The 18,429-nt window shown below is 75.4% G+C and carries 19 protein-coding genes; 12 read left to right on the forward strand and 7 right to left on the reverse strand.

Annotated features, from left to right (window positions below; translation table 11 throughout):
• Positions 1-54: 54 nt before the first annotated feature.
• On the reverse strand, positions 55-954 hold the full coding sequence (locus ACQP04_RS13825; RefSeq protein WP_433507438.1) for a PaaX family transcriptional regulator: 900 nt from the start codon (positions 952-954) through the stop codon (positions 55-57).
• Positions 955-1,022: 68 nt separating this feature from the next.
• Between ACQP04_RS13825 and ACQP04_RS13830 the strand changes: the two genes are divergently transcribed.
• The 7 genes from ACQP04_RS13830 to ACQP04_RS13860 all read left to right on the forward strand — a co-directional run bounded on the left by ACQP04_RS13830 (position 1,023) and on the right by ACQP04_RS13860 (position 8,489).
• Positions 1,023-2,312 carry an adenosylmethionine--8-amino-7-oxononanoate transaminase gene (locus ACQP04_RS13830; RefSeq protein ID WP_433507439.1) on the forward strand — a complete coding sequence of 430 codons (1,290 nt, stop codon included), beginning with the start codon at positions 1,023-1,025 and terminating at the stop codon, positions 2,310-2,312.
• A 341-nt stretch (positions 2,313-2,653) separates the two neighbouring features.
• Entirely contained in the window at positions 2,654-4,924 is a 2,271-nt protein-coding gene (locus ACQP04_RS13835) for a SulP family inorganic anion transporter (protein WP_433507440.1), read from the forward strand.
• A gap of 37 nt (positions 4,925-4,961) precedes the next feature.
• A complete protein-coding gene (gene trxA, locus ACQP04_RS13840; RefSeq protein WP_433507441.1) occupies positions 4,962-5,348 on the forward strand; it encodes a thioredoxin in 387 nt (128 codons plus the stop codon).
• 54 nt (positions 5,349-5,402) lie between these two features.
• A complete protein-coding gene (locus ACQP04_RS13845) occupies positions 5,403-6,599 on the forward strand; it encodes an 8-amino-7-oxononanoate synthase (protein WP_433507442.1) in 1,197 nt (398 codons plus the stop codon).
• Complete coding sequence (gene bioD / locus ACQP04_RS13850) at positions 6,596-7,297, forward strand: dethiobiotin synthase (RefSeq protein ID WP_433507443.1); 702 nt, start codon at positions 6,596-6,598, stop codon at positions 7,295-7,297. Before ACQP04_RS13845 ends, bioD begins: the two co-directional genes overlap by 4 nt.
• Positions 7,294-8,301: a biotin synthase BioB gene (gene bioB, locus ACQP04_RS13855; protein WP_433507444.1), complete on the forward strand. Its 1,008-nt coding sequence runs from the start codon at positions 7,294-7,296 to the stop codon at positions 8,299-8,301. The genes bioD and bioB overlap by 4 nt, the downstream gene beginning before the upstream one ends.
• A complete protein-coding gene (locus ACQP04_RS13860) occupies positions 8,298-8,489 on the forward strand; it encodes a hypothetical protein (protein WP_433507445.1) in 192 nt (63 codons plus the stop codon). Before bioB ends, ACQP04_RS13860 begins: the two co-directional genes overlap by 4 nt.
• Before the next feature lie 65 nt (positions 8,490-8,554).
• On the opposite strand, the gene ACQP04_RS13865 is transcribed toward ACQP04_RS13860, so the two are convergent.
• Both ACQP04_RS13865 and ACQP04_RS13870 read right to left on the reverse strand, forming a co-directional pair.
• Entirely contained in the window at positions 8,555-9,487 is a 933-nt protein-coding gene (locus ACQP04_RS13865; protein WP_433507446.1) for an RNA polymerase subunit sigma-70, read from the reverse strand.
• On the reverse strand, positions 9,487-9,906 hold the full coding sequence (locus ACQP04_RS13870; protein ID WP_433507447.1) for a VOC family protein: 420 nt from the start codon (positions 9,904-9,906) through the stop codon (positions 9,487-9,489). Before ACQP04_RS13870 ends, ACQP04_RS13865 begins: the two co-directional genes overlap by 1 nt.
• A gap of 120 nt (positions 9,907-10,026) precedes the next feature.
• Here ACQP04_RS13870 and ACQP04_RS13875 point away from each other — a divergent pair, with 120 nt between their 5' ends.
• Positions 10,027-10,536 carry a type II toxin-antitoxin system PemK/MazF family toxin gene (locus ACQP04_RS13875; RefSeq protein ID WP_433507448.1) on the forward strand — a complete coding sequence of 170 codons (510 nt, stop codon included), beginning with the start codon at positions 10,027-10,029 and terminating at the stop codon, positions 10,534-10,536.
• Between the two features lie 9 nt (positions 10,537-10,545).
• On the opposite strand, the gene ACQP04_RS13880 is transcribed toward ACQP04_RS13875, so the two are convergent.
• Together ACQP04_RS13880 and ACQP04_RS13885 are read right to left on the reverse strand one after the other, a co-directional pair.
• Entirely contained in the window at positions 10,546-11,226 is a 681-nt protein-coding gene (locus tag ACQP04_RS13880) for an LON peptidase substrate-binding domain-containing protein (protein ID WP_433507449.1), read from the reverse strand.
• Positions 11,227-11,230: 4 nt separating this feature from the next.
• A complete protein-coding gene (locus tag ACQP04_RS13885; protein ID WP_433507450.1) occupies positions 11,231-11,950 on the reverse strand; it encodes an NUDIX hydrolase in 720 nt (239 codons plus the stop codon).
• A 171-nt stretch (positions 11,951-12,121) separates the two neighbouring features.
• On the opposite strand from ACQP04_RS13885, the gene nadA reads away from it, so the two are divergent.
• From nadA to ACQP04_RS13905, 4 genes are read left to right on the forward strand one after another with little or no spacing between them, the layout of a single operon-like run.
• Positions 12,122-13,123, forward strand: coding sequence for a quinolinate synthase NadA (gene nadA, locus ACQP04_RS13890; protein WP_433507451.1), 1,002 nt, complete (start codon positions 12,122-12,124; stop codon positions 13,121-13,123).
• Positions 13,120-14,712 (forward strand): L-aspartate oxidase, encoded by a 1,593-nt coding sequence (locus tag ACQP04_RS13895; protein WP_433507452.1) that lies wholly within the window; start codon positions 13,120-13,122, stop codon positions 14,710-14,712. Before nadA ends, ACQP04_RS13895 begins: the two co-directional genes overlap by 4 nt.
• Complete coding sequence (nadC, locus tag ACQP04_RS13900; protein ID WP_433507453.1) at positions 14,709-15,590, forward strand: carboxylating nicotinate-nucleotide diphosphorylase; 882 nt, start codon at positions 14,709-14,711, stop codon at positions 15,588-15,590. The genes ACQP04_RS13895 and nadC overlap by 4 nt, the downstream gene beginning before the upstream one ends.
• Positions 15,591-15,641: 51 nt before the next feature.
• On the forward strand, positions 15,642-16,796 hold the full coding sequence (locus ACQP04_RS13905) for a glycosyltransferase (RefSeq protein ID WP_433507454.1): 1,155 nt from the start codon (positions 15,642-15,644) through the stop codon (positions 16,794-16,796).
• Here ACQP04_RS13905 and ACQP04_RS13910 read toward each other — a convergent pair.
• Both ACQP04_RS13910 and ACQP04_RS13915 read right to left on the reverse strand, forming a co-directional pair.
• Positions 16,793-17,206, reverse strand: coding sequence for a hypothetical protein (locus ACQP04_RS13910; protein WP_433507455.1), 414 nt, complete (start codon positions 17,204-17,206; stop codon positions 16,793-16,795). The genes ACQP04_RS13905 and ACQP04_RS13910 overlap by 4 nt on opposite strands.
• Before the next feature lie 11 nt (positions 17,207-17,217).
• A complete protein-coding gene (locus ACQP04_RS13915; RefSeq protein ID WP_433507456.1) occupies positions 17,218-18,372 on the reverse strand; it encodes a winged helix DNA-binding domain-containing protein in 1,155 nt (384 codons plus the stop codon).
• Between the last annotated feature and the right edge of the window lie 57 nt (positions 18,373-18,429).

Here is an 18,429-nt window from a genome sequence, read left to right on the forward strand (position 1 = left end):
AACGGCGCTCTCGCTCATATCTGGTGAGCGAGAACGCCGTTCGTGTGTCGGGGGTCAGGCGGCGCGGCTCACGAGCGAGCGCCAGTGCGCCTGGGCCTGTCGCTGCCAGCGCCTGTGCAGGGTGTCGAAGAGCGCGGCGGCGCGGGTGCCCGCCCACTCCTCGGGCAGCAGCTCGGCGGGGAGCTTGGGGTCGAGGAAGGGGAAGCGGCGCCAGGCGTGCACCAGCAGCACCTGGTGGGTGAGCACGTCGGCCGGGAGGGCGGGGGCGGCGTCGGCGAACTCGGCCAGGAAGTCCTCGTACTCCCGCTCGACGCCGGCGAGGTCCCAGGCCTGCGCCACGACGTCCGCCTGCTCGCCGATCCGGCCGAAGGGGCCGACGAACGAGCTGGTCACGGCCTCGAGGTCGAGGTCGGCGACCACGTCCGCGACCTCCGCCTCCTTGCCGGGATCGGGGGAGACCCACACGCCCGGGGCGGGGGAGCCCAGGCCCGCCCAGGCCAGCCGGGTGCGCAGCCGGTGCCGCAGCTGGCGGCGGGACTCGGGCACGCTGACGAGCAGGACCAGCCAGCGCCCGTCCCACGCCGGGGCGGGGTTGCCGAAGGTGTAGATGCGCTCGGCGCCCGCCGAGAGGAGGTCGCGCCCGGCGTCGGTGAGCGTCCAGCGCACCCGGCGGCCGGCCCGGTCCGAGCTGACCAGGCCTTCCGCGGCCGTGCGGGCGAGGGCCTGCCGCGCGGACTTGCTCTCCACCCCGAGCCCGCCCAGGACGTCGATCAGCACCTGGGTCCAGACCGGCTCGTCGCGTGGCAGCACGAACTCGCCGAGCAGGGTCAGCAGCAGCGAGCGCGCGCTGGTCTGACCGAGTCCGCGCCGACGGGACAGGACCGGATGGGGGCCCTCGAGATCCCCGGCGTCGGCGCCCCCCGGACCGACGTCCGTGCTGGCTTCGGCGGACATGGTCGGGTCAGGATAGTGCCCCTCCTCGCCCGCCCCGCGCTCGACGGGCCGGGACGTAGGGTCCCCGTGTGACGACCGCCGACGCCCGACCCGACACCGCCGGCCTGCTCGCCGCCGACCGCGCCCACGTCTGGCACCCCTACGCGCCGATGCCGGCGGCCGTGGACCCGGTGCCGATCGTCGGGGCGCAGGGGGTGCGGTTGACCACGGCCGACGGCCGGGAGCTGGTCGACGGCATGTCGTCCTGGTGGGCGGCGATCCACGGCTACCGGCACCCAGTGCTCGACGCGGCGATCACCGACCAGCTGGGCCGGATGAGCCACGTGATGTTCGGCGGGCTCACCCACGGCCCGGCCGTCGACCTGGCCCGGCTGCTGGTGGACATCACGCCCGGCCCGTTGCAGCACGTCTTCCTGGCCGACTCGGGTTCGGTGTCGGTCGAGGTCGCGATCAAGATGGCGCTGCAGTACCAGCGCTCGCGCGGGCGCCCGGGCAAACACCGGCTGCTGACCTGGCGCGGCGGCTACCACGGCGACACCTTCGGCGCGATGAGTGTCTGCGACCCGGACGGCGGCATGCACTCCCTGTGGCGGGACGTGCTGCCGCAGCAGGTGTTCGTCGGTGCCCCGCCCCGCGAGTTCTCCCACGACTACGTCGCGGAGCTGGCCGAGACGATCGAGCGGCACGCCGACGAGCTCGCGGCGGTCGTCGTGGAGCCGGTCGTGCAGGGCGCGGGCGGGATGCGCTTCCACGATCCGCGCTACCTGCACGTGCTGCGCGAGCTGTGCCTGACGCACGACGTGCTGCTGGTGTTCGACGAGATCGCGACCGGCTTCGGCCGCACCGGGGAGCTGTTCGCGGCCGACCACGCCGGGATCTCGCCGGACGTCATGTGCGTCGGCAAGGCCCTGACCGGCGGATACGTGACGATGGCCGCGGCGCTGTGCAGCAGCGAGGTGGCCCGCGGGATCACCGACGGCGAGGCCGGGGTCCTCATGCACGGGCCCACGTTCATGGGCAACCCGCTCGCCTCGGCGGTGGCGCTGGCGTCGACCCGGCTGCTGCTCGACCAGGACTGGCGCGGCCGGGTCCGCCGGATCGCGCAGGCGCTCCACGACGGGCTCGCCCCGCTGCGCCGGGCACCCGGCGTGACCGACGTGCGGGTCCTCGGGGCGATCGGCGTCGTCCAGCTGGATCACGAGGTGGACATGGCCGCCGCGACCGCCGCCGCGCTGGCGGCGGGGGTGTGGCTGCGGCCCTTCCGCGACCTCGTCTACACGATGCCGCCGTTCGTCTGCGACGACGCGGACCTGGCCCGGATCACGGACGGCGTCGCGGCCGTCGCGGCCGCGGCGTAACGCGGAGTTCACCGCGGCACCACCCGATCGGTGCCTCTGTGGCGCCGCCCACCATGATCCACACGATCGGGCCAGCGGTTCGCCAGGAGGGCGGCCGCCATGCACCGCGCAGCGCGATGACCTCACTCGGAAGAACCGTTCCGTGACGATCATGACGGCGTCGGTGTCGGCGCCCGGGCACACGGGGTGATCGATTCAGTGGAACCGGACGTTCCGGCACGGACCGACGGGAACCGGACGGCCTCGCCGTCCGATTTGCTCAGTGGGCAGACCGCCGCACGGCCGCACAGCCGCACTCGTGCGCCCCCCAGCCAGACCGACCCCTGACCGGAGGACCCGACGTGCCGGACCAGACCCCGAGCGCCGCCCCCACCGGGCGCGCTCCCGACCGCTCCCCGGATGCGGTCCCGCCCCGCACCCGCGGCCGCCTCGACCCCCGCACGCTGCGCGCCGACCTCGGCGCCTCGCTCGTGGTGTTCCTGGTGGCCGTCCCGCTCTCCCTGGGCATCGCGCTCGCCTCGGGCGCGCCGATCATGGCCGGCCTCATCGCCGGCGTGGTCGGCGGCGTCGTCGCGGGCCTGCTCGGCGGCTCCCCGCTGCAGGTCAGCGGGCCGGCCGCCGGCCTGACCGTGATCGTCGCCGGGCTGGTCGACCAGTTCGGCTGGCAGGTCACCACGCTGATCACCGTCGGTGCCGGCCTCCTGCAGCTCGGCTTCGGGCTGTCCCGCCTCGCCCGCTTCACGCAGGCCATCCCGCCGGCCGTCGTGCACGGCATGCTCGCCGGCATCGGGATCACCATCGCGCTGGCGCAGCTGCACGTCGTGCTCGGCGGCAGCGCGCAGACCGGCGCGCTGGACAACCTGCGCGAGTTCCCCGCGCAGCTGATGAACCTGCACGGCGGCGCCGTCGTCGCCGGGCTCACCGCCATCGCGATCATGATCGTGTGGCCCCGGCTCCCCGGGCCGCAGAGGTCCGTGCCCGGCGCGCTCGTCGCCGTCGGTGCCGCGACCGCCCTGAGCTTCGCCCTCACCGACGTCCCGCGCGTCGACCTGCCCGGCAACCTCATCGAGTCGATCGCGCTGCCGGTGCTTCCCGACTCCGGGCTGTGGCTCGGTGTGCTCGGCGGCATGCTCACCGTCGCGCTGGTGGCCAGCGTGGAGAGCCTGCTCTCGGCCGTCGCCGTCGACCGGATGGCCCAGGACCGCGACGGCGGTGCCCGCGCCGTCCGCACGGACGCCGACCGCGAGCTGCTCGGCCAGGGCGCCGGCAACACCGTCTCCGGCCTGCTCGGCGGGCTGCCGATCACCGGGGTGATCGTCCGCAGCTCGGCCAACGTCCGCGCCGGCGCGCAGACCCGCGCCTCCGCCGTCCTGCACGGCGTCTGGATCGCGCTGTTCGGCATCGTGCTGGTCGCGGTGATCGAGCTGATCCCGCTGGCCGCCCTGTCCGGCCTGCTCGTGGTCGTCGGGCTGCAGCTGGTCAAGCCGGCCGACATCCGCACCGCCCGGACGCACGGCGAGCTGCTGATCTACGTCGCGACCGTGCTCGGCGTGGTGTTCCTCAACCTGCTCGAGGGGGTGGCGATCGGTCTCGTGCTGGCCGGGCTGCTGATGGTGCGCCGCGCCGCCCGGGCCCGGGTGCGGGTGGAGGAGCCGACGGGCAGCAGCCCGCGCCGCGTCGTCGTCGAGGGCACGCTGAGCTTCCTCTCGGTGCCGGCCCTGTCGCGGGTGCTGAACGAGGTGCCGGGCGGCGAACCCGTGCGCGTCGACCTCGTCGTCGACTACCTCGACCACACCGCCTACGACCACCTCGAGTCCTGGACCCGGCGGCACCGCGCCACGGGCGGGTGGGTCGAGGTCAGCGAGCCCGCGGGCACGCGCACCGATCCGCAGCACGGGCGGTTCGCCACCTGGTCGCAGTGGCAGTCGGAGCACGCCGAGGACGCGCACGACGGCCCGAGCGCGCCGATGCTGGCCGGCGTCCGCGCCTACCACCGCGAGACGGCCGAGCACGTCCGGCCGACCTTCTCCGGCCTGGCCGGCGGGCAGAGCCCGTCCGGGCTGCTGCTGGCCTGCGCCGACTCCCGCGTGCTGCCGAACATGATCACCCACAGCGGGCCGGGCGACCTGTTCACCGTGCAGAACGTCGGCAACCTCGTGCACGGCACGGGGGCGCTGGCCGCGGTCCAGTACGCGACCTCGGTGCTGCGCGTCCCGCTCGTCGCGGTGTGCGGGCACTCCGGCTGCGGGGCGATGAAGGGCCTGCTCGACGGCGTGCCCACCGACATGCCCGACGGCGCCCTGGGCGACTGGCTGCGCAGCGGCCGGCCCAGCCTCGACGCGTGGCTGGCGGGTCACCCGGCCGGCCGGGCGGGGGTCGAGGCCGGGTTCGCGCAGCGCGACTGCCTGGCGATGGTCAACGTCGCGATGCAGCTGGAGAAGCTGCGTGAGCTCGGCGTCGACGCCGAGCTGATGGGCCTGTTCTTCGACATCCGCACCGCCGACGTCCTCGTCTACGACGCCGACGCCCGCGCCTTCCGGCCGCACGACTCGGTCGGATCGGGAGTCGGTTCGCAGGTGGGTGCGCGACTGCCCGCGGCGCTGCGCGGGTAGGCGGAACATACGCCGACCCGGAGGAGTTGAGGCGGACATGGCAACGGTGGAACTGACGACCGACAACTTCAACGAGGTCGTGGCGGGCGACGGCACCGTGCTCGTCGACTTCTGGGCCTCCTGGTGCGGCCCGTGCCGGCAGTTCGCGCCGGTCTTCGACGAGGCGTCGGAGAAGCACCCGGACATCACCTTCGGCAAGGTCGACACCGAGGCCCAGACGCAGCTGGCGCAGGCCTTCGGCATCTCGTCGATCCCGACGCTGATGGCGGTGCGCGACGGGGTGGTGCTCTACGCGCAGCCCGGCGCGCTGCCGGCGCCGGCGCTGGAGGAGCTGATCGGCAAGGTCCAGGAGGTCGACATGGACCAGGTCAAGGCCGAGGTGGCCCGCCAGCAGGAGGAGCAGGAGGGGCAGACCGCCCAGTAGTGGTCCGTCACACCGCGGCCGGTCCGGGCGGCGGCGCCGCCTAGGGTCTCCCGGGTGGCGCACCCCCTGGACTGGCTGCGGGACAACGCCGAGCGCCGCAGGTCGGAAGGCCTGCGGCGCTCCTTGCGTCCCCGAACCCTGCACGCCGACGCGATCGACCTGGCCGGCAACGACTACCTCGGCCTGTCCCGCGACAAGCGGGTGGTCGACGGCGCCGTCGAGGCCCTGCGCGCGTGGGGTGCCGGCTCGACCGGGTCCCGGCTGGTGACCGGCTCGACGACGCTGCACGCCACGCTCGAGGAGGAGCTCGCCGCGTTCTGCGGCGCCGAGGCCGCGCTGGTCTTCTCCTCCGGCTACACCGCCAACCTGGGCGTGGTCACCGCGCTGTCCGGCCGCGGCGCGCTCGTCGTGTCCGACGCGCGGAGCCACGCCTCGCTCGTCGACGCCTGTCGGCTCTCCCGGGCCCGCGTCGTCGTCACGCCGCGGGCGGAGGTGGCCGCGGTCGACGCCGCGCTCGCCGCCCGGACCGAGGAGCGGGCCCTCGTCGTCACCGACGGGGTCGACAGCATCGACGGCGGGATCCCGCCGCTGCGCGAGCTGCATGCCGCCTGCCGAGCGCGCGGTGCGGTGCTGGTGGTCGACGAGGCGCACGCCCTCGGCGTCTGCGGGCCCGGCGGACGCGGCGTGCTGGTCGAGGCAGGCCTCGCCGGCGCCGACGACGTCGTGGCGACCGTGACCCTGTCCAAGTCGCTGGGCGGACAGGGCGGCGCCGTGCTCGGCCCGCGCGCCGTGGTCGAGCACCTGGTCGACACCGCCCGCACCTTCATCTTCGACACCGGGCTCGCGCCCGCGTCCGTCGGCGGGGCGCTCGCCGCCCTGCGGGTGCTGCGGGAGGAGCCGGACCGGGCCGCCGCGGTCCTCCGGACCTCCGCGGAGCTGGCTGCGATCGCCGCGGCTGCGTTGGCGTCGTCGCAGGTCGTCGCGGGTGGTGAGCGGCAACTGCCCTTGGAGGGGCAGTGGCCGCTCACGGGTTCGGCGGTCGTGCCGGTGGTGCTCGGGTCCCCGGTGGTGGCGTTCGAGGCGGCCGGGCGGTGCCTGGAGCGCGGGGTCCGGGTGGGGTGCTTCCGGCCGCCGTCGGTGCCGGAGGGGACGAGCCGGCTGCGGCTCACCGCGCGCGCCGACCTCACCGCCGCGGAGCTGGGGCGCGTGCGCGAGGTCCTGCACGAGGTGCTCGCGGAGGTCCGCCCGTGACCGGTCGGGTGCTCGTGGTCAGCGGCACCGGCACGGACGTGGGCAAGACGGTCGTCACGGCCGCGCTCGCCGCCCTGGCCGCGGCGGCGGGGGAGCGGGTGGCGGTGCTCAAGCCCGCCCAGACCGGGGTCGCCCGCGGGGAGCCCGGCGACCTGGCGGCCGTCGCGGCGCTGGTCCCCGGCGTGACCACCGCCGAGCTGGCGCGCTATCCCGAGCCGCTCGCCCCGGAGACCGCGGCCCGCCGCGCCGGGCTCCCGCCCGTCACGCCCGGGGCCGCCGTCGACGCCGCCCGCGATCTCGCCGCCGATCACGACCTGGTCCTCGTGGAGGGGGCGGGCGGGCTGCTCGTGCGGTTCACCCCCGACGGCACCCTGGCCGACGTCGCCGCCACGCTCGGCGCGCCGGTGCTCGTCGTGGCCGCGGCCGGGCTCGGCACGCTCAACCACACCGCCCTGACCACCGACGCCCTGGCGCACCGCGGCATCGCGTGCGCCGGCGTCGTCGTCGGGTCCTGGCCGGCGGAGCCGGACCTGGCCGCGCGGTGCAACCTCGCCGACCTGCCCGCCGTCACCGGCGTGCCGTTGCTCGGGGCGCTGCCGGAGCGGAGCGGGACCCTTCGTCCGGCTGAATTCGCCCGGGTCGCGCGTCACACCCTCGCCCCCGCGCTGGGTGGTGTTTGGCATAGTTCGCGCCCGTGACCACAGCGACGTCGACTGTCCTCGCCCGTGCCCGTGAGCAGGTCCTCGAGCGCGGGGAAGGGTTGTCCGAGGAGCAGGTCCTGGAGGTCCTCCGGCTCCCCGACTCCGAGCTCGACGCCCTGTTGGAGCTGGCCCACGAGGTGCGGATGCGCTGGTGCGGGCCGGAGGTCGAGGTCGAGGGGATCATCTCGCTGAAGACCGGCGGGTGCCCCGAGGACTGCCATTTCTGCTCCCAGTCGGGGCTGTTCGAGTCGCCGGTGCGCTCGGCGTGGCTGGACGTGCCGATGCTGGTCGAGGCGGCCAGGCAGACGGCGAAGAGGGGCGCCACGGAGTTCTGCATCGTCGCGGCGGTCCGCGGGCCGGACGCGCGACTGATGGCGCAGGTCGCGGCGGGCGTCGCGGCGATCAAGGACGCGGTGGACATCAACGTCGCGTGCTCGCTCGGCATGCTCACGCCGGAGCAGGTCACCGCGCTGGCCGAGACGGGCGTGCACCGCTACAACCACAACCTCGAGACCGCGCGCTCGCACTTCCCGAACGTGGTCACCACGCACACGTGGGAGGAGCGCCGGGAGACGCTGCGGCTGGTCCGCGAGGCCGGCATGGAGGTCTGCTGCGGCGGGATCGTCGGGATGGGGGAGAGCCTGGAGCAGCGCGCGGAGTTCGCCGCGCAGCTCGCCTCGCTGACCCCCGACGAGGTGCCGCTGAACTTCCTCAACCCGCGCCCGGGCACGCCGTTCGGCGACCTCGAGCCGATGTCGGGGCCCGACGCGCTGCGCACGGTGGCTGCGTTCCGGCTCGCGCTGCCGCGCACCGTGCTGCGGTTCGCCGGCGGTCGCGAGCTGACCCTCGGCGACCTCGGCGCGCGCAAGGGCCTGCTCGGCGGGATCAACGCCGTGATCGTCGGCAACTACCTGACGACGCTCGGGCGGCCGGCCGAGTCGGACATCGACCTGCTCGGCGAGCTGGAGATGCCGATCAAGGCCCTCAACGAGACGTTGTGAGCGCCGTGGGGACCTTCTGCGACCGCTGCGGTGCACCGGCGGCCGAGGGCGACCACGCCCGCTGTGCCCGCGAGCGGGAGCTGGAACCGCCCCGGTTCTGCCCGGAGTGCGCCCGGCGGATGGTGGTCCAGGTCGACCCCTTCGGCTGGACCGCCCGCTGCTCCCGCCACGGCGAGCTCAGCGCCTGAGCCCACCACGGGCGAACGGCGCTCTCGCTCATGTCCAGTGAGCGAGAGCGCCGTTCGTGCGGGGGTCACAGGTGGTCGGGCAGGCCCAGGGCGGGGAACCAGGACCAGCCGAAGGTCGTGATCTCGGCGATCCGGTCGCCCTCCACCCGCAGGACGTCGAGCTTGAACGGGCGGAACACCGTGTCCCCGGGCCGGCGCAGGTAGCTCGCCGCGGCCGGCATGAGGTTGACGCCGGTGGGCAGCAGCCGCCAGTCGCCCTCGCGGTCCGGCCCGAAGGCCCGGTCGAGCAACGTCCGGAGCCGGTCGTGCCCCTCGAAGCAGTAGGGCGCGGGCGGCATGGTGACCCGGATGTCCTCTGCCGCGGCGGCGAGCGCGGCCGCCGCGTCGTTCCTTTCGTGTGCCGCGATGAACCGGTCGAGCAGCTCCTTCTCCGCGGGGTTCGGCTCCTGGACGGACCAGTCGTCGCGGTGCGACGGCAGGTGGGTCCGCAGCGTCTCCCGCGCCCGCTGCAGCGCGCTGTTCGCCGCCGCGACGCTCGTCCCGATCATCTCCGCGGTCTCCTTGGCGGGCAGCCCCAGGACCTCGCGGGCCAGCAGCGCCGCCCGCTGCCGGGGCGGCAGGACCTGCAGGGCCACGAGGAACGCGAGCTCGATCGTCTCCCGCGCGACGACGAGCGCGTCGGGCTCCTCCTCGGCGCTCGCGGGCTCGAGCAGGGTGTCCGGGTAGGGCGTCAACCAGGCCACCTCGGCCGCCGACGCCGGGCGGCGGGCCCGGGCGCGGGCGGCGTCGAGGCAGACCGTGGTCGCGATCCGGTACAGCCAGGCCCGGAGGTGCATGCCGTCGAACCCCGCCCGCCCGCGCCAGGCCCGCAGGTAGGTCTCCTGGACGGCGTCCTCGGCGTCGGCCACCGACGCGAGCATGCGGTAGCAGTGCACGTGCAGCTCGCGCCGGTGCCGGGCGAAGCCCGCCTCCAGGTCGACGGTCGGATCGGGCCCCATCAGCGCTTCGGGCTCCGGACCTCCTGGAGGGCCCAGGAGTTGCCGTCGGGGTCGGCGAAGTAGACGAAGGTGCCGTAGTCCTCGTGCTCCGGGTGCACGCCGGCCGTCTGCGCGCCGTCCACGAAGTGCTGCGGTCCGCTGTTCTCGATGCCCGCGGCCTCCAGTTCGGCGTGCGCCTTCTCGATGTTCGTGACGACGAGGTGGCAGCCCTGCAGCGAGCCGGGCGCGGCCCCGCCGCCGAGACCGGTGCCGAAGACGATCGAGCAGGCCGAGCCGGGCGGGGTGACCTGGACGGCGCGGAAGTGCTCGTTCGGGTGGAAGTCGGAGTCGACGGGGAAGCCGAGCTTCCCGGCGTAGAACTCGTACGCGCGCTCCACGTCGGAGACGGGGACGACGACGACCTCGAGCCTGCAGTCCATGGTGGTTCCTCCTTGTGCGGTGGGGTGCCGCTGCTGTGGTGTCGCTGCGGTGGTGTCGCTGCGGTGGTGTCGCTGCATGGAACGACCGCCGCGCCGGAAACTCATCGGTGGACCGATGAGATGCTGTCGACCATGGACTGGGGCAACCTGCTCAAGCAAGCGGTCGACGTGGGCTTCAAGCTCCTCGCGCAGGCGGACGACGCACCCGCCCGCCCCGCGCCGGAGGGCCACGGCGGGATCCGCACCGCGCCGACGGGCGACCGGGCCCGGCGCATCGCCTACGCCCCCGAGCTCGACGGCGCCGCGGACCCGGGCGAGATCGTGTGGACCTGGGTGCCGTTCGAGGAGGACGCGAGCCAGGGCAAGGACCGGCCACTGCTCGTCGTCGGGCGGCAGGGCGGGGAGCTGCTCGGGCTGATGCTGTCCAGCCAGCACAAGCGCGAGGGCGACCCGGACTGGGTGGCGATCGGGTCCGGCGAGTGGGACCGCGAGGGCCGCGAGTCCTTCATCCGGCTCGACCGCGTGCTCGAGGTCGGCGAGCACGACATCCGGCGGGAGGGCGCGGTGCTCGACCGGGCGCGCTTCGACCGGGTGGCGGACGAGCTGCGTGGCCGCTTCGGCTGGGAGTGACGCGCCGGATCAGTTGGGGCCGAAGGGCTCCGCGAAGGTGCTCATCGGCGTGGGCACCGCCCGGAGCCGCTCCAGCAGCCCGCGTTCGCGCGCGATGAGCAGCCGCACCATGCGCAGCCGCTCGACCGGGCAGGTCTGCTCCAGCAGCGCCTGCCGGTCCTCGAGCGGCAGCAGGCAGTCCGCGGCCAGGACGTGCGCGAGCTCGGCCGTCGCGACCTCGTGGGCGGGTTCGGACCAGTCGTCGTTCTTCCAGGCGGTGGCGCAGTAGCCGCGGTGCGCGGCACGGGCGGCGCCGGCGAGCATCCGGGTCAGGTCGTCCGACTCGGAGGTCTTCTTGTCGTCCGGCACGAACTCGACGGCGCCGCAGAGGTACGGCTTGGCCTCCGCGTCGAGGTCGAGCAGGCGGAACCGCCGCGCGCCGGTGGTCACGACGTCGTAGCGCCCGTCGGGGAGCCGCCGCACGTCGAGCAGCCGGGCGGTGCACCCGATCGCGTGCAGCGCGTCCAGGCCGTGGACGTCGGGTTCGTGCCCCTCCCGCACGGCGACGACGCCGAACTCCTTGTCCGGCACCGCGCCCGTGACGAGGTCGACGGTGAGCTGGCGGTAGCGCGGCTCGAAGATGTGCAGCGGCAGCGACGCCCCGGGCATCAGCACGGTGCCCAGGGGGAAGAGGGGGATCGTCGCGACCACGACGTCACGGTACGGGCCGCACCGCGCCGTCGCCCGCCGAATCGCGGGTGCCCGGCGGGCGGAGCACCGCAGAGGCGTCGGTGACCCGCAGGGCCCGCTCGGTGAACCGGAACACCGCGGCGGGACGTCCGCCGGCCGGCCCGGGCGGCGCGGTCTCGCCGGTGGCGGCGAGGACGTGCCGCCGGGTGAGCACCCGCTGCAGGTTGGTCGCCGACACCGGGTGCCCGAGCGCGGCGGCGTAGAGCTCGCGCAGCGCGGAGATCGTGAACTCCCGCGGGGCGAGCGCGAAGCCCAGGTTGGTGTAGGAGAGCTTGGCGCGCAGGCGGTCCCGGGCGTCGTGGACGATCTCGGCGTGGTCGAACGCCGTCTCCGGCAGGTCGTCGACCGGGAACCAGGCGGTGTCCGCGGGCACGGCCGGGTCGACGTCGGACGGCACGAGCCCGAGGAACGACGTGGCGACGAGCCGGATGCCGGGCACCCGCTCCGGCGCGCTGAACACGCCGAGCTGCTCGACGTGGGTGACCTCGCGGACGTCGACCTTCTCGGCGAGCTGGCGGCGCACCGACTCCTCGACGTCCTCGGTGTCGCCGAGCGTACCGCCCGGCAGCGCCCAGCGGCCCCGGTCGGGGTCCTTGCCGCGCTGCCAGAGCAGCACCTGGAGGGCGTCCTCGCGGACCTGCAGGACGGCCGCGAGCACCTCGTGGCCCGTGGGACGGGCGGGCATGCGCCGATCGTAGGGGCCGCCGCGGTGATCCGGGCGAACCGTCCGTTCCGGGACGCGCAGGTTACGGGCAGGTGAGTTCCGAGTCACGCGGACGGTGTCCTGCGGGCGGCCGCGATGCTACGATCGCCGTGTTTTCGACCAACAGGCGAAAACATCCGAGGAGGACGAGCGATGACCGTGACGGCTGACGTGCAGGCGGGGACCGGCGTCCCGTACCCCGGCTGGGGCGACGAGGTGCGCGAGCTCGCGCGGCGCCGGAACGCCGTGCTGCTGGCGCACAACTACCAGCTGCCGGCGATCCAGGACGTGGCCGACCACGTGGGCGACTCCCTGGCGCTGTCCCGGATCGCGGCCGAGGTCGACGCGGAGACCATCGTGTTCTGCGGCGTCCACTTCATGGCCGAGACGGCGAAGATCCTCGCGCCGGGGAAGACCGTGCTGATCCCCGACGCGCGGGCCGGCTGCTCGCTCGCCGACTCGATCACCGTCGACGAGCTCCGGGCCTGGAAGGCCGAGCACCCCGGCGCCGTCGTGGTCAGCTACGTGAACACCACCGCCGCGGTGAAGGCGGAGACCGACATCTGCTGCACCTCGTCGAACGCAGTCGAGGTCGTCGCGTCGATCCCCGAGGACCGCGAGGTGCTGTTCCTGCCGGACCAGTTCCTGGGCGCGCACGTCCGGCGCACCCTGGACCGGAAGAACATGCACGTCTGGGCGGGGGAGTGCCACGTCCACGCCGGCATCAACGGCGCCGAGCTGACCGCGCAGGCCGAGGCCCACCCCGACGCCGAGCTCTTCGTCCACCCGGAGTGCGGCTGCGCCACCTCGGCGCTCTACCTCGCCGGGTCGGGCACCGTGCCGGCGGACCGGGTCAAGATCCTCTCGACCGGCGGGATGGTCGACGCCGCCCGCGCGTCGCACGCGAAGTCGGTCCTGGTCGCGACCGAGGTCGGCATGCTGCACCAGCTCCGCCGGGCCGCCCCGGAGATCGACTTCCGCGCGGTGAACGAGCGCGCGAGCTGCACCTACATGAAGATGATCACGCCCATGGCACTGCTGCGCAGCGTCCGCGAGGGCACGGACGAGGTGCACGTCGACCCCGAGCTCGCCGCGCGCGGGCGCGCCGCCGTCGAGCGGATGATCGCGATCGGCCGGCCCGGGGGTGGCGAGTGACCTGGGAGGCGGGCGCCGACCTGGTCGTCGTCGGGTCGGGCGTCGCGGGGCTGACCGCCGCGCTCGACGCCGCCGCGGCCGGGCTGCGCGTGGTCGTGGTGACCAAGGACGCGACCGACGCCGGCAGCACCCGCTGGGCCCAGGGCGGCGTGGCCGTCGTGCTCGGTGACGTGCCGGGCGACACGGTCGAGGCGCACGCCGCGGACACCCTCGCCGCGGGCGGCGGGCTCAACGACGCCGAGGCGGTCGCCGCGATCGTCGCGGGCGGGCCCGCCGCGGTCGGCCGGCTGCGCGAGCGCGGGGCGCTGTTCGACGCGCGCGGCGCCCGGCTCGACCGGACCCGCGAGGGCGGGCACTCCGCCTTCCGCGTGGTGCACGCGGGCGGCGACGCCACCGGCGCGGAGATCGAGCGCGCCCTGGTCGAGGCCGCCCGGTCGCTCACGATCCTCACCGGGCACGTCGCCGTCGACGCCCTCAAGGACGCCTCCGGCCGCGTGGCCGGGCTCGCCGTGCTCGACGACGCCGGAAGCCCCGGCGTCCTGCGCGCCCCGGCCGTGCTCCTGGCCACCGGCGGGTACGGGCAGCTCTACGCGAGCACCACCAACCCCGGGACCTCGACCGGCGACGGCGTGGCGCTGGCCCTGCGCGCCGGGGCCGCCGCGGCCGACCTGGAGTTCGTGCAGTTCCACCCGACCGTGCTCTACACCGGGCCCGCGGTCGGCCGCCGGCCGCTGGTCACCGAGGCGGTCCGCGGCGAGGGCGCGGTCCTGCGGGACCGGGCCGGCACCCGGTTCATGGTCGGCCGGCACCCGCTCGCCGACCTCGCCCCGCGGGACGTCGTGGCCGCCGCGATCACCCGCCGGATGGCCGAGACCGGCGCGGACTGCATGTACCTCGACGCCACCGCGCTGGAGGGCTTCGCGGCCCGGTTCCCCACGGTGTACGCGTCGTGCCGCGAGGCCGGCATCGACCCGACCCGCGAGCCGATCCCCGTCACCCCGGCGGCGCACTACGCGTGCGGCGGCGTGGTCGCCGACATCGACGGCCGCACCGCGGTCCCGGGGCTGTACGCCGCCGGCGAGGTGGCGCGCACCGGTCTGCACGGGGCCAACCGGCTGGCGTCGAACTCGCTGCTCGAGGGGCTCGTGGTGGGCGAGCGCACGGTCCGGGCCGTGGTCGAGGACCTGGCCCTGAGGAATCGGGTGCAGCCGCGGGCGGCCGCGCCCGAGCTGATCGCGCCGGCGCCCGCGGTGGGCGTGGCCGACCGGGGCGTCGTGCAGCGGGCGATGAGCGCGTATGCCGCGATCGGCCGGGACGCGACGGGCCTCGCCACGGCGTCGGACGTCGTCGAGCAGGCCACGCTGCTGGCCACCCCGCTCGACCGCACCGGCGTGGAGGACGCGGCGCTGACCCTGCTCGCGCAGGCCGTGCTCGCGGCCGCCGGCACCCGCCGGGAGAGCCGCGGCTGCCACGTCCGCACGGACTTCCCCGACCGCGACGACGTCTGGCAGAAGGAGTCCCTGCTCGTGACCCTCGACGACGGCGGCCGCCCGGTCGTCGGCACGGACGCCCTGGCGGGTGCGGCGTGAGCGCCGGGATCGCCGCGGGCGTCGGCGGCGCCACCGAGATCGGGGTGCCGGACCCCGACGACCTGGCCCGCGTGGTGCGCACCGCGCTCGACGAGGACCTGCGCTACGGCCCCGACGCCACCACGGCCGCCACGGTGCCGACCGACGCCGTGGCCGTCGGGTCGTTCACGCCCCGCAAGGCCGGGGTGCTGTCCGGCGTCCCGGCGGCCGAGGCCGTGCTGGACCTGGTGGTGCCGGGGTGGGAGCTGCTCGCCGAGCTGCCGGACGGGTCGCGGCTGACACCGGGCGAGCCCGCGCTCGTCGTCCGGGCGCCGGTCCGGGCGCTGCTCACGGCCGAGCGCACCGCGCTCAACCTGCTCTGCCACCTGTCCGGGGTGGCGACGGCGACCGCCCGGTGGGTCGACGCCGTCGCGGGCACCGGGGCGCGGATCCGGGACACCCGCAAGACGCTCCCGGGGCTGCGGCTGCTGGAGAAGTACGCCGTGCGCTGCGGCGGCGGCGTGAACCACCGGCTCGGGCTCGGCGACGCGATCCTGATCAAGGACAACCACGTGGCGGCGGCGGGCTCGGTGTCCGCGGCGCTGCAGGCCGCCCGGCAGCAGGCTCCGGAGCTGCCGTGCGAGGTCGAGGTGGACTCGCTCGCGCAGTTCGACGAGGTGCTGGAGCTGGGGGCGGAGCTGGTCCTGCTCGACAACTTCAGCCCGGACCAGACCGCGGAGGCGGTGCGCCGCCGTGGTTCCGCCCCGACCCTGCTGGAGTCGTCCGGCGGCCTGGTGCTCGCCGACGCCCGCGAGTACGCCGAGACCGGAGTGGACTTCATCTCCGTCGGCGCCCTGACCCACTCGGTGACCGCGCTGGACCTGGGCCTGGACCTGTAGCGGGTATCCGCCGGCCGCTGCCGCCGCTCCTCAGGGGTGGAGGTGGTCGCCGTGCGGATCCTCGTCGCCTCGTGGCCGGGGTTCGGTCACCTGCTGCCGATGGTGCCCCTGATCCGGGCCGCGCAGCGCGCCGGGGCGGAGATCGTGGTGTCGACGGGCGCCGATCTCGCGCCCACGGCCGCGCGGCTCGGCGTCCGCGTGCACCGCTCGGGGGCCACGCTGGCCGAGTCGTTCGCCCGGCTGAACGGGGTGACGTTCGGCGAGCTGCCCCCGGACGAGCGGCCCCTCGTCGCCGCGCGCCACTTCTTCGGCGCGGGCGCGATCGAGCGCGCCCGGGACGTCGCGGCGCTGCTCGACGACTGGCGGCCCGACCTGGTCGTGCACGACACCCTGGAGCTGGGGTCGGCGACCGCCGCGGTGGCGCACGGCGTCCCGCACGTCACCCACGGGTACGGGCCGACGGTGCCCGACACCGCGCGCTTCGGCCAGGTGGTCGGGGAGACGATCGGCGCCGCGGGGCTGCCCGACCCGATCACGGCCGTGTTCGCCGCGCCCTACCTCGACCCGTGCCCGCCGGGCCTGCGCGGTCCGGAACCGAACCCGTGGACGGACCTGCGGCCGGTCCGGCCCACCGCCGGGGAGGCCGGCGAGCCCGATCCCGACCTCGCCGCCGCCCTCGACGCCCTGCCCCACGAGGACACCGTCTACGTGACCCTGGGGACGGTCACGAACCGCGCTCCGGAGATCTTCCGCGCGGTGCTGGAGGGGTGCGTGCGCAGCGGTGTGAACGTCGTGGTGACGACCGGGCCGGACGTCGACCCCGCCGGCCTCGGACCGCAGCCGCCCGGGGTCCTCGCCGCGCGGTACCTGCCGCAGGCCCTGGTGCTCGCGCGCTGCCGCGCGGTGGTGTCGCACGCCGGTGCCGGGACGATGATCGGCGCGGTCTGCCACGGTCTGCCGCAGCTGTGCCTGCCCCAGGGCACCGACCAGCCGTCGAACACCGCGGCACTGCTGCCGACCGGCGCGGGCCTGGCCCTGGAGCCCGGGGAGGTCACGCCCGACGCGGTCGCCACGGCGGTGGGACGCCTGCTCGGCGAGCCCTCCTTCCGGCGGGCGGCGCAGCGGCTCGCGGCCGAGGTCGCCGCGATGCCCGTCGCGGACGAGGTCCTCGCCGAGGTGGTGCACGAGGTCGCCGGAGCGGCCTAGTACGGGGCGAGCTCGAGGACGGGGCGGCCGGACTCCGCGGCGTCCCGGGCGAAGGCGGCGAGGTCGGAGAGGATCTCGCCGAGCGCGTCGGGCTCGCCGTGCGCGATGGCCTCCGACCAGGCGGCCATCACCGGCGGTGCCGTCCGCGGGGTCATCTCGGCCAGGGCCTCGATCGCGGCCGCGGGCACCCGGGTCACGATCATGCCGGCGTCGATCTCGACGGCGAGCAGGCCGGCGGGACTGCGGGGGTCGCCGGGGCCGGCCTCGGTCAGCGCCGCGTACAGGGCGGCCAGCTCGCCGCGCCGCAACGGGATCGACAGGTGGGGCCAGTCGTCGAAGGAGTGCTCGCCGGACGCCACCGACGCCACCGCGTCGGCCTCGTGCTCACCGGCCAGGAACCAGTCGCTCACGCCCGGCGAATCTAGGCCAGCAGCTCGGCCGCCATCGGGGCGGGGAAGCGGACGGTGAACCGCACCTCGCCGAGCAGGGTCTCCAGGGCGTGCGCGGCGGCGTCGACCTGGGCGCGGGCCTCGGCCCCGACGTCGGCGAGCAGCTTCAGCGCGATCGTCCCGTCCTTGCGCTGCACCCACCCGCCGACGATGGCGCCGTCGACCCACACCGTGGGGCCGCCGTTGCCGTTGCGGTCGAACAGGTGCGGCGTGAGCGCGGGGTCCAGGTAGTGGTCGCGCTGCTTCCAGCCCATGGTCGTGGGGTCGAGGCCCGGGAGGAGGGCGACGGAGGGCTGCGGCTCGACCGCGTCCAGGTCGTCGGGCAGCACGAGGCCCGCGTCGGTCTCGACCGCGCCGACGTCCGCGAGCGCGGCCTTCGCCGTCGCGACGGTCCAGCCGGCCCACCACTTGAGGTCGTCGCGGGTCGCCGGGCCGAAGGCACGCAGGTAGGCGCGGGCGAGCCCGGCCGCGGCCTCGCGCTTGGGCAGCGGCTCGCCGAGCCCGCCGGGCACCCAGGCGTCGGCCGCCGCCCAGCGGTACTGGCCGTTGATCCAGGTCCCGGTCGGCCGGGCGCGGAGGACCTCGCCGTCGAACCCCATGACCAGCAGGACCCGCGAGTGCAACGACGGGGTGGTGCCCTCGATCGGGACCGGCGTGGTGAGCTCCGGCAGCCTCAGCCCGATCTCGCGGGCGGGCAGCGGTCCCTCGGCGAGCAGCAGCTCCCGGATCCGGTCCCGGGCGTCGGCGACGGTGGCGTCGGGGTCGGCGTACCCGCCGGCGGTCAGCTGCTTGTGCAGGTTGCGGCGCTGCACGGCGGCGACGTCGACCGTCGCGGCGTGGTGGGCGAGCCGGGCGTGGTGCGGGCCGAAGACCCACAGCGTCCGGCGCATGGCGTGGTGCCGGAGCAGGCTGCGGTCCTCGTAGAGCGCCCGCTCCACCGCGCCGAGGTCCGGGTGCGCCATCCGCGCCGCGGCCGAGAGGTACACGGTGACGGGGTCGGTGGAGTGCAGCCCCACCAGGTCGTCGACGATCCGCGGGACGTCGTCGGTGCGGGTCGCGGGGGCCAGCCGGTGCCGCGCGACGAGCCGCGCGCGTCGCCGGTCCGCCGGGATCGAGGGGAGCGCCACCCCGGTGATTCTGCTGTGCGTGGCGATGGTCGCCACAGCGGTGATTGCCACTCACAG

Source organism: Pseudonocardia halophobica, from assembly GCF_050948485.1.
Taxonomy (GTDB): Bacteria; Actinomycetota; Actinomycetes; order Mycobacteriales; family Pseudonocardiaceae; genus Pseudonocardia; species Pseudonocardia halophobica.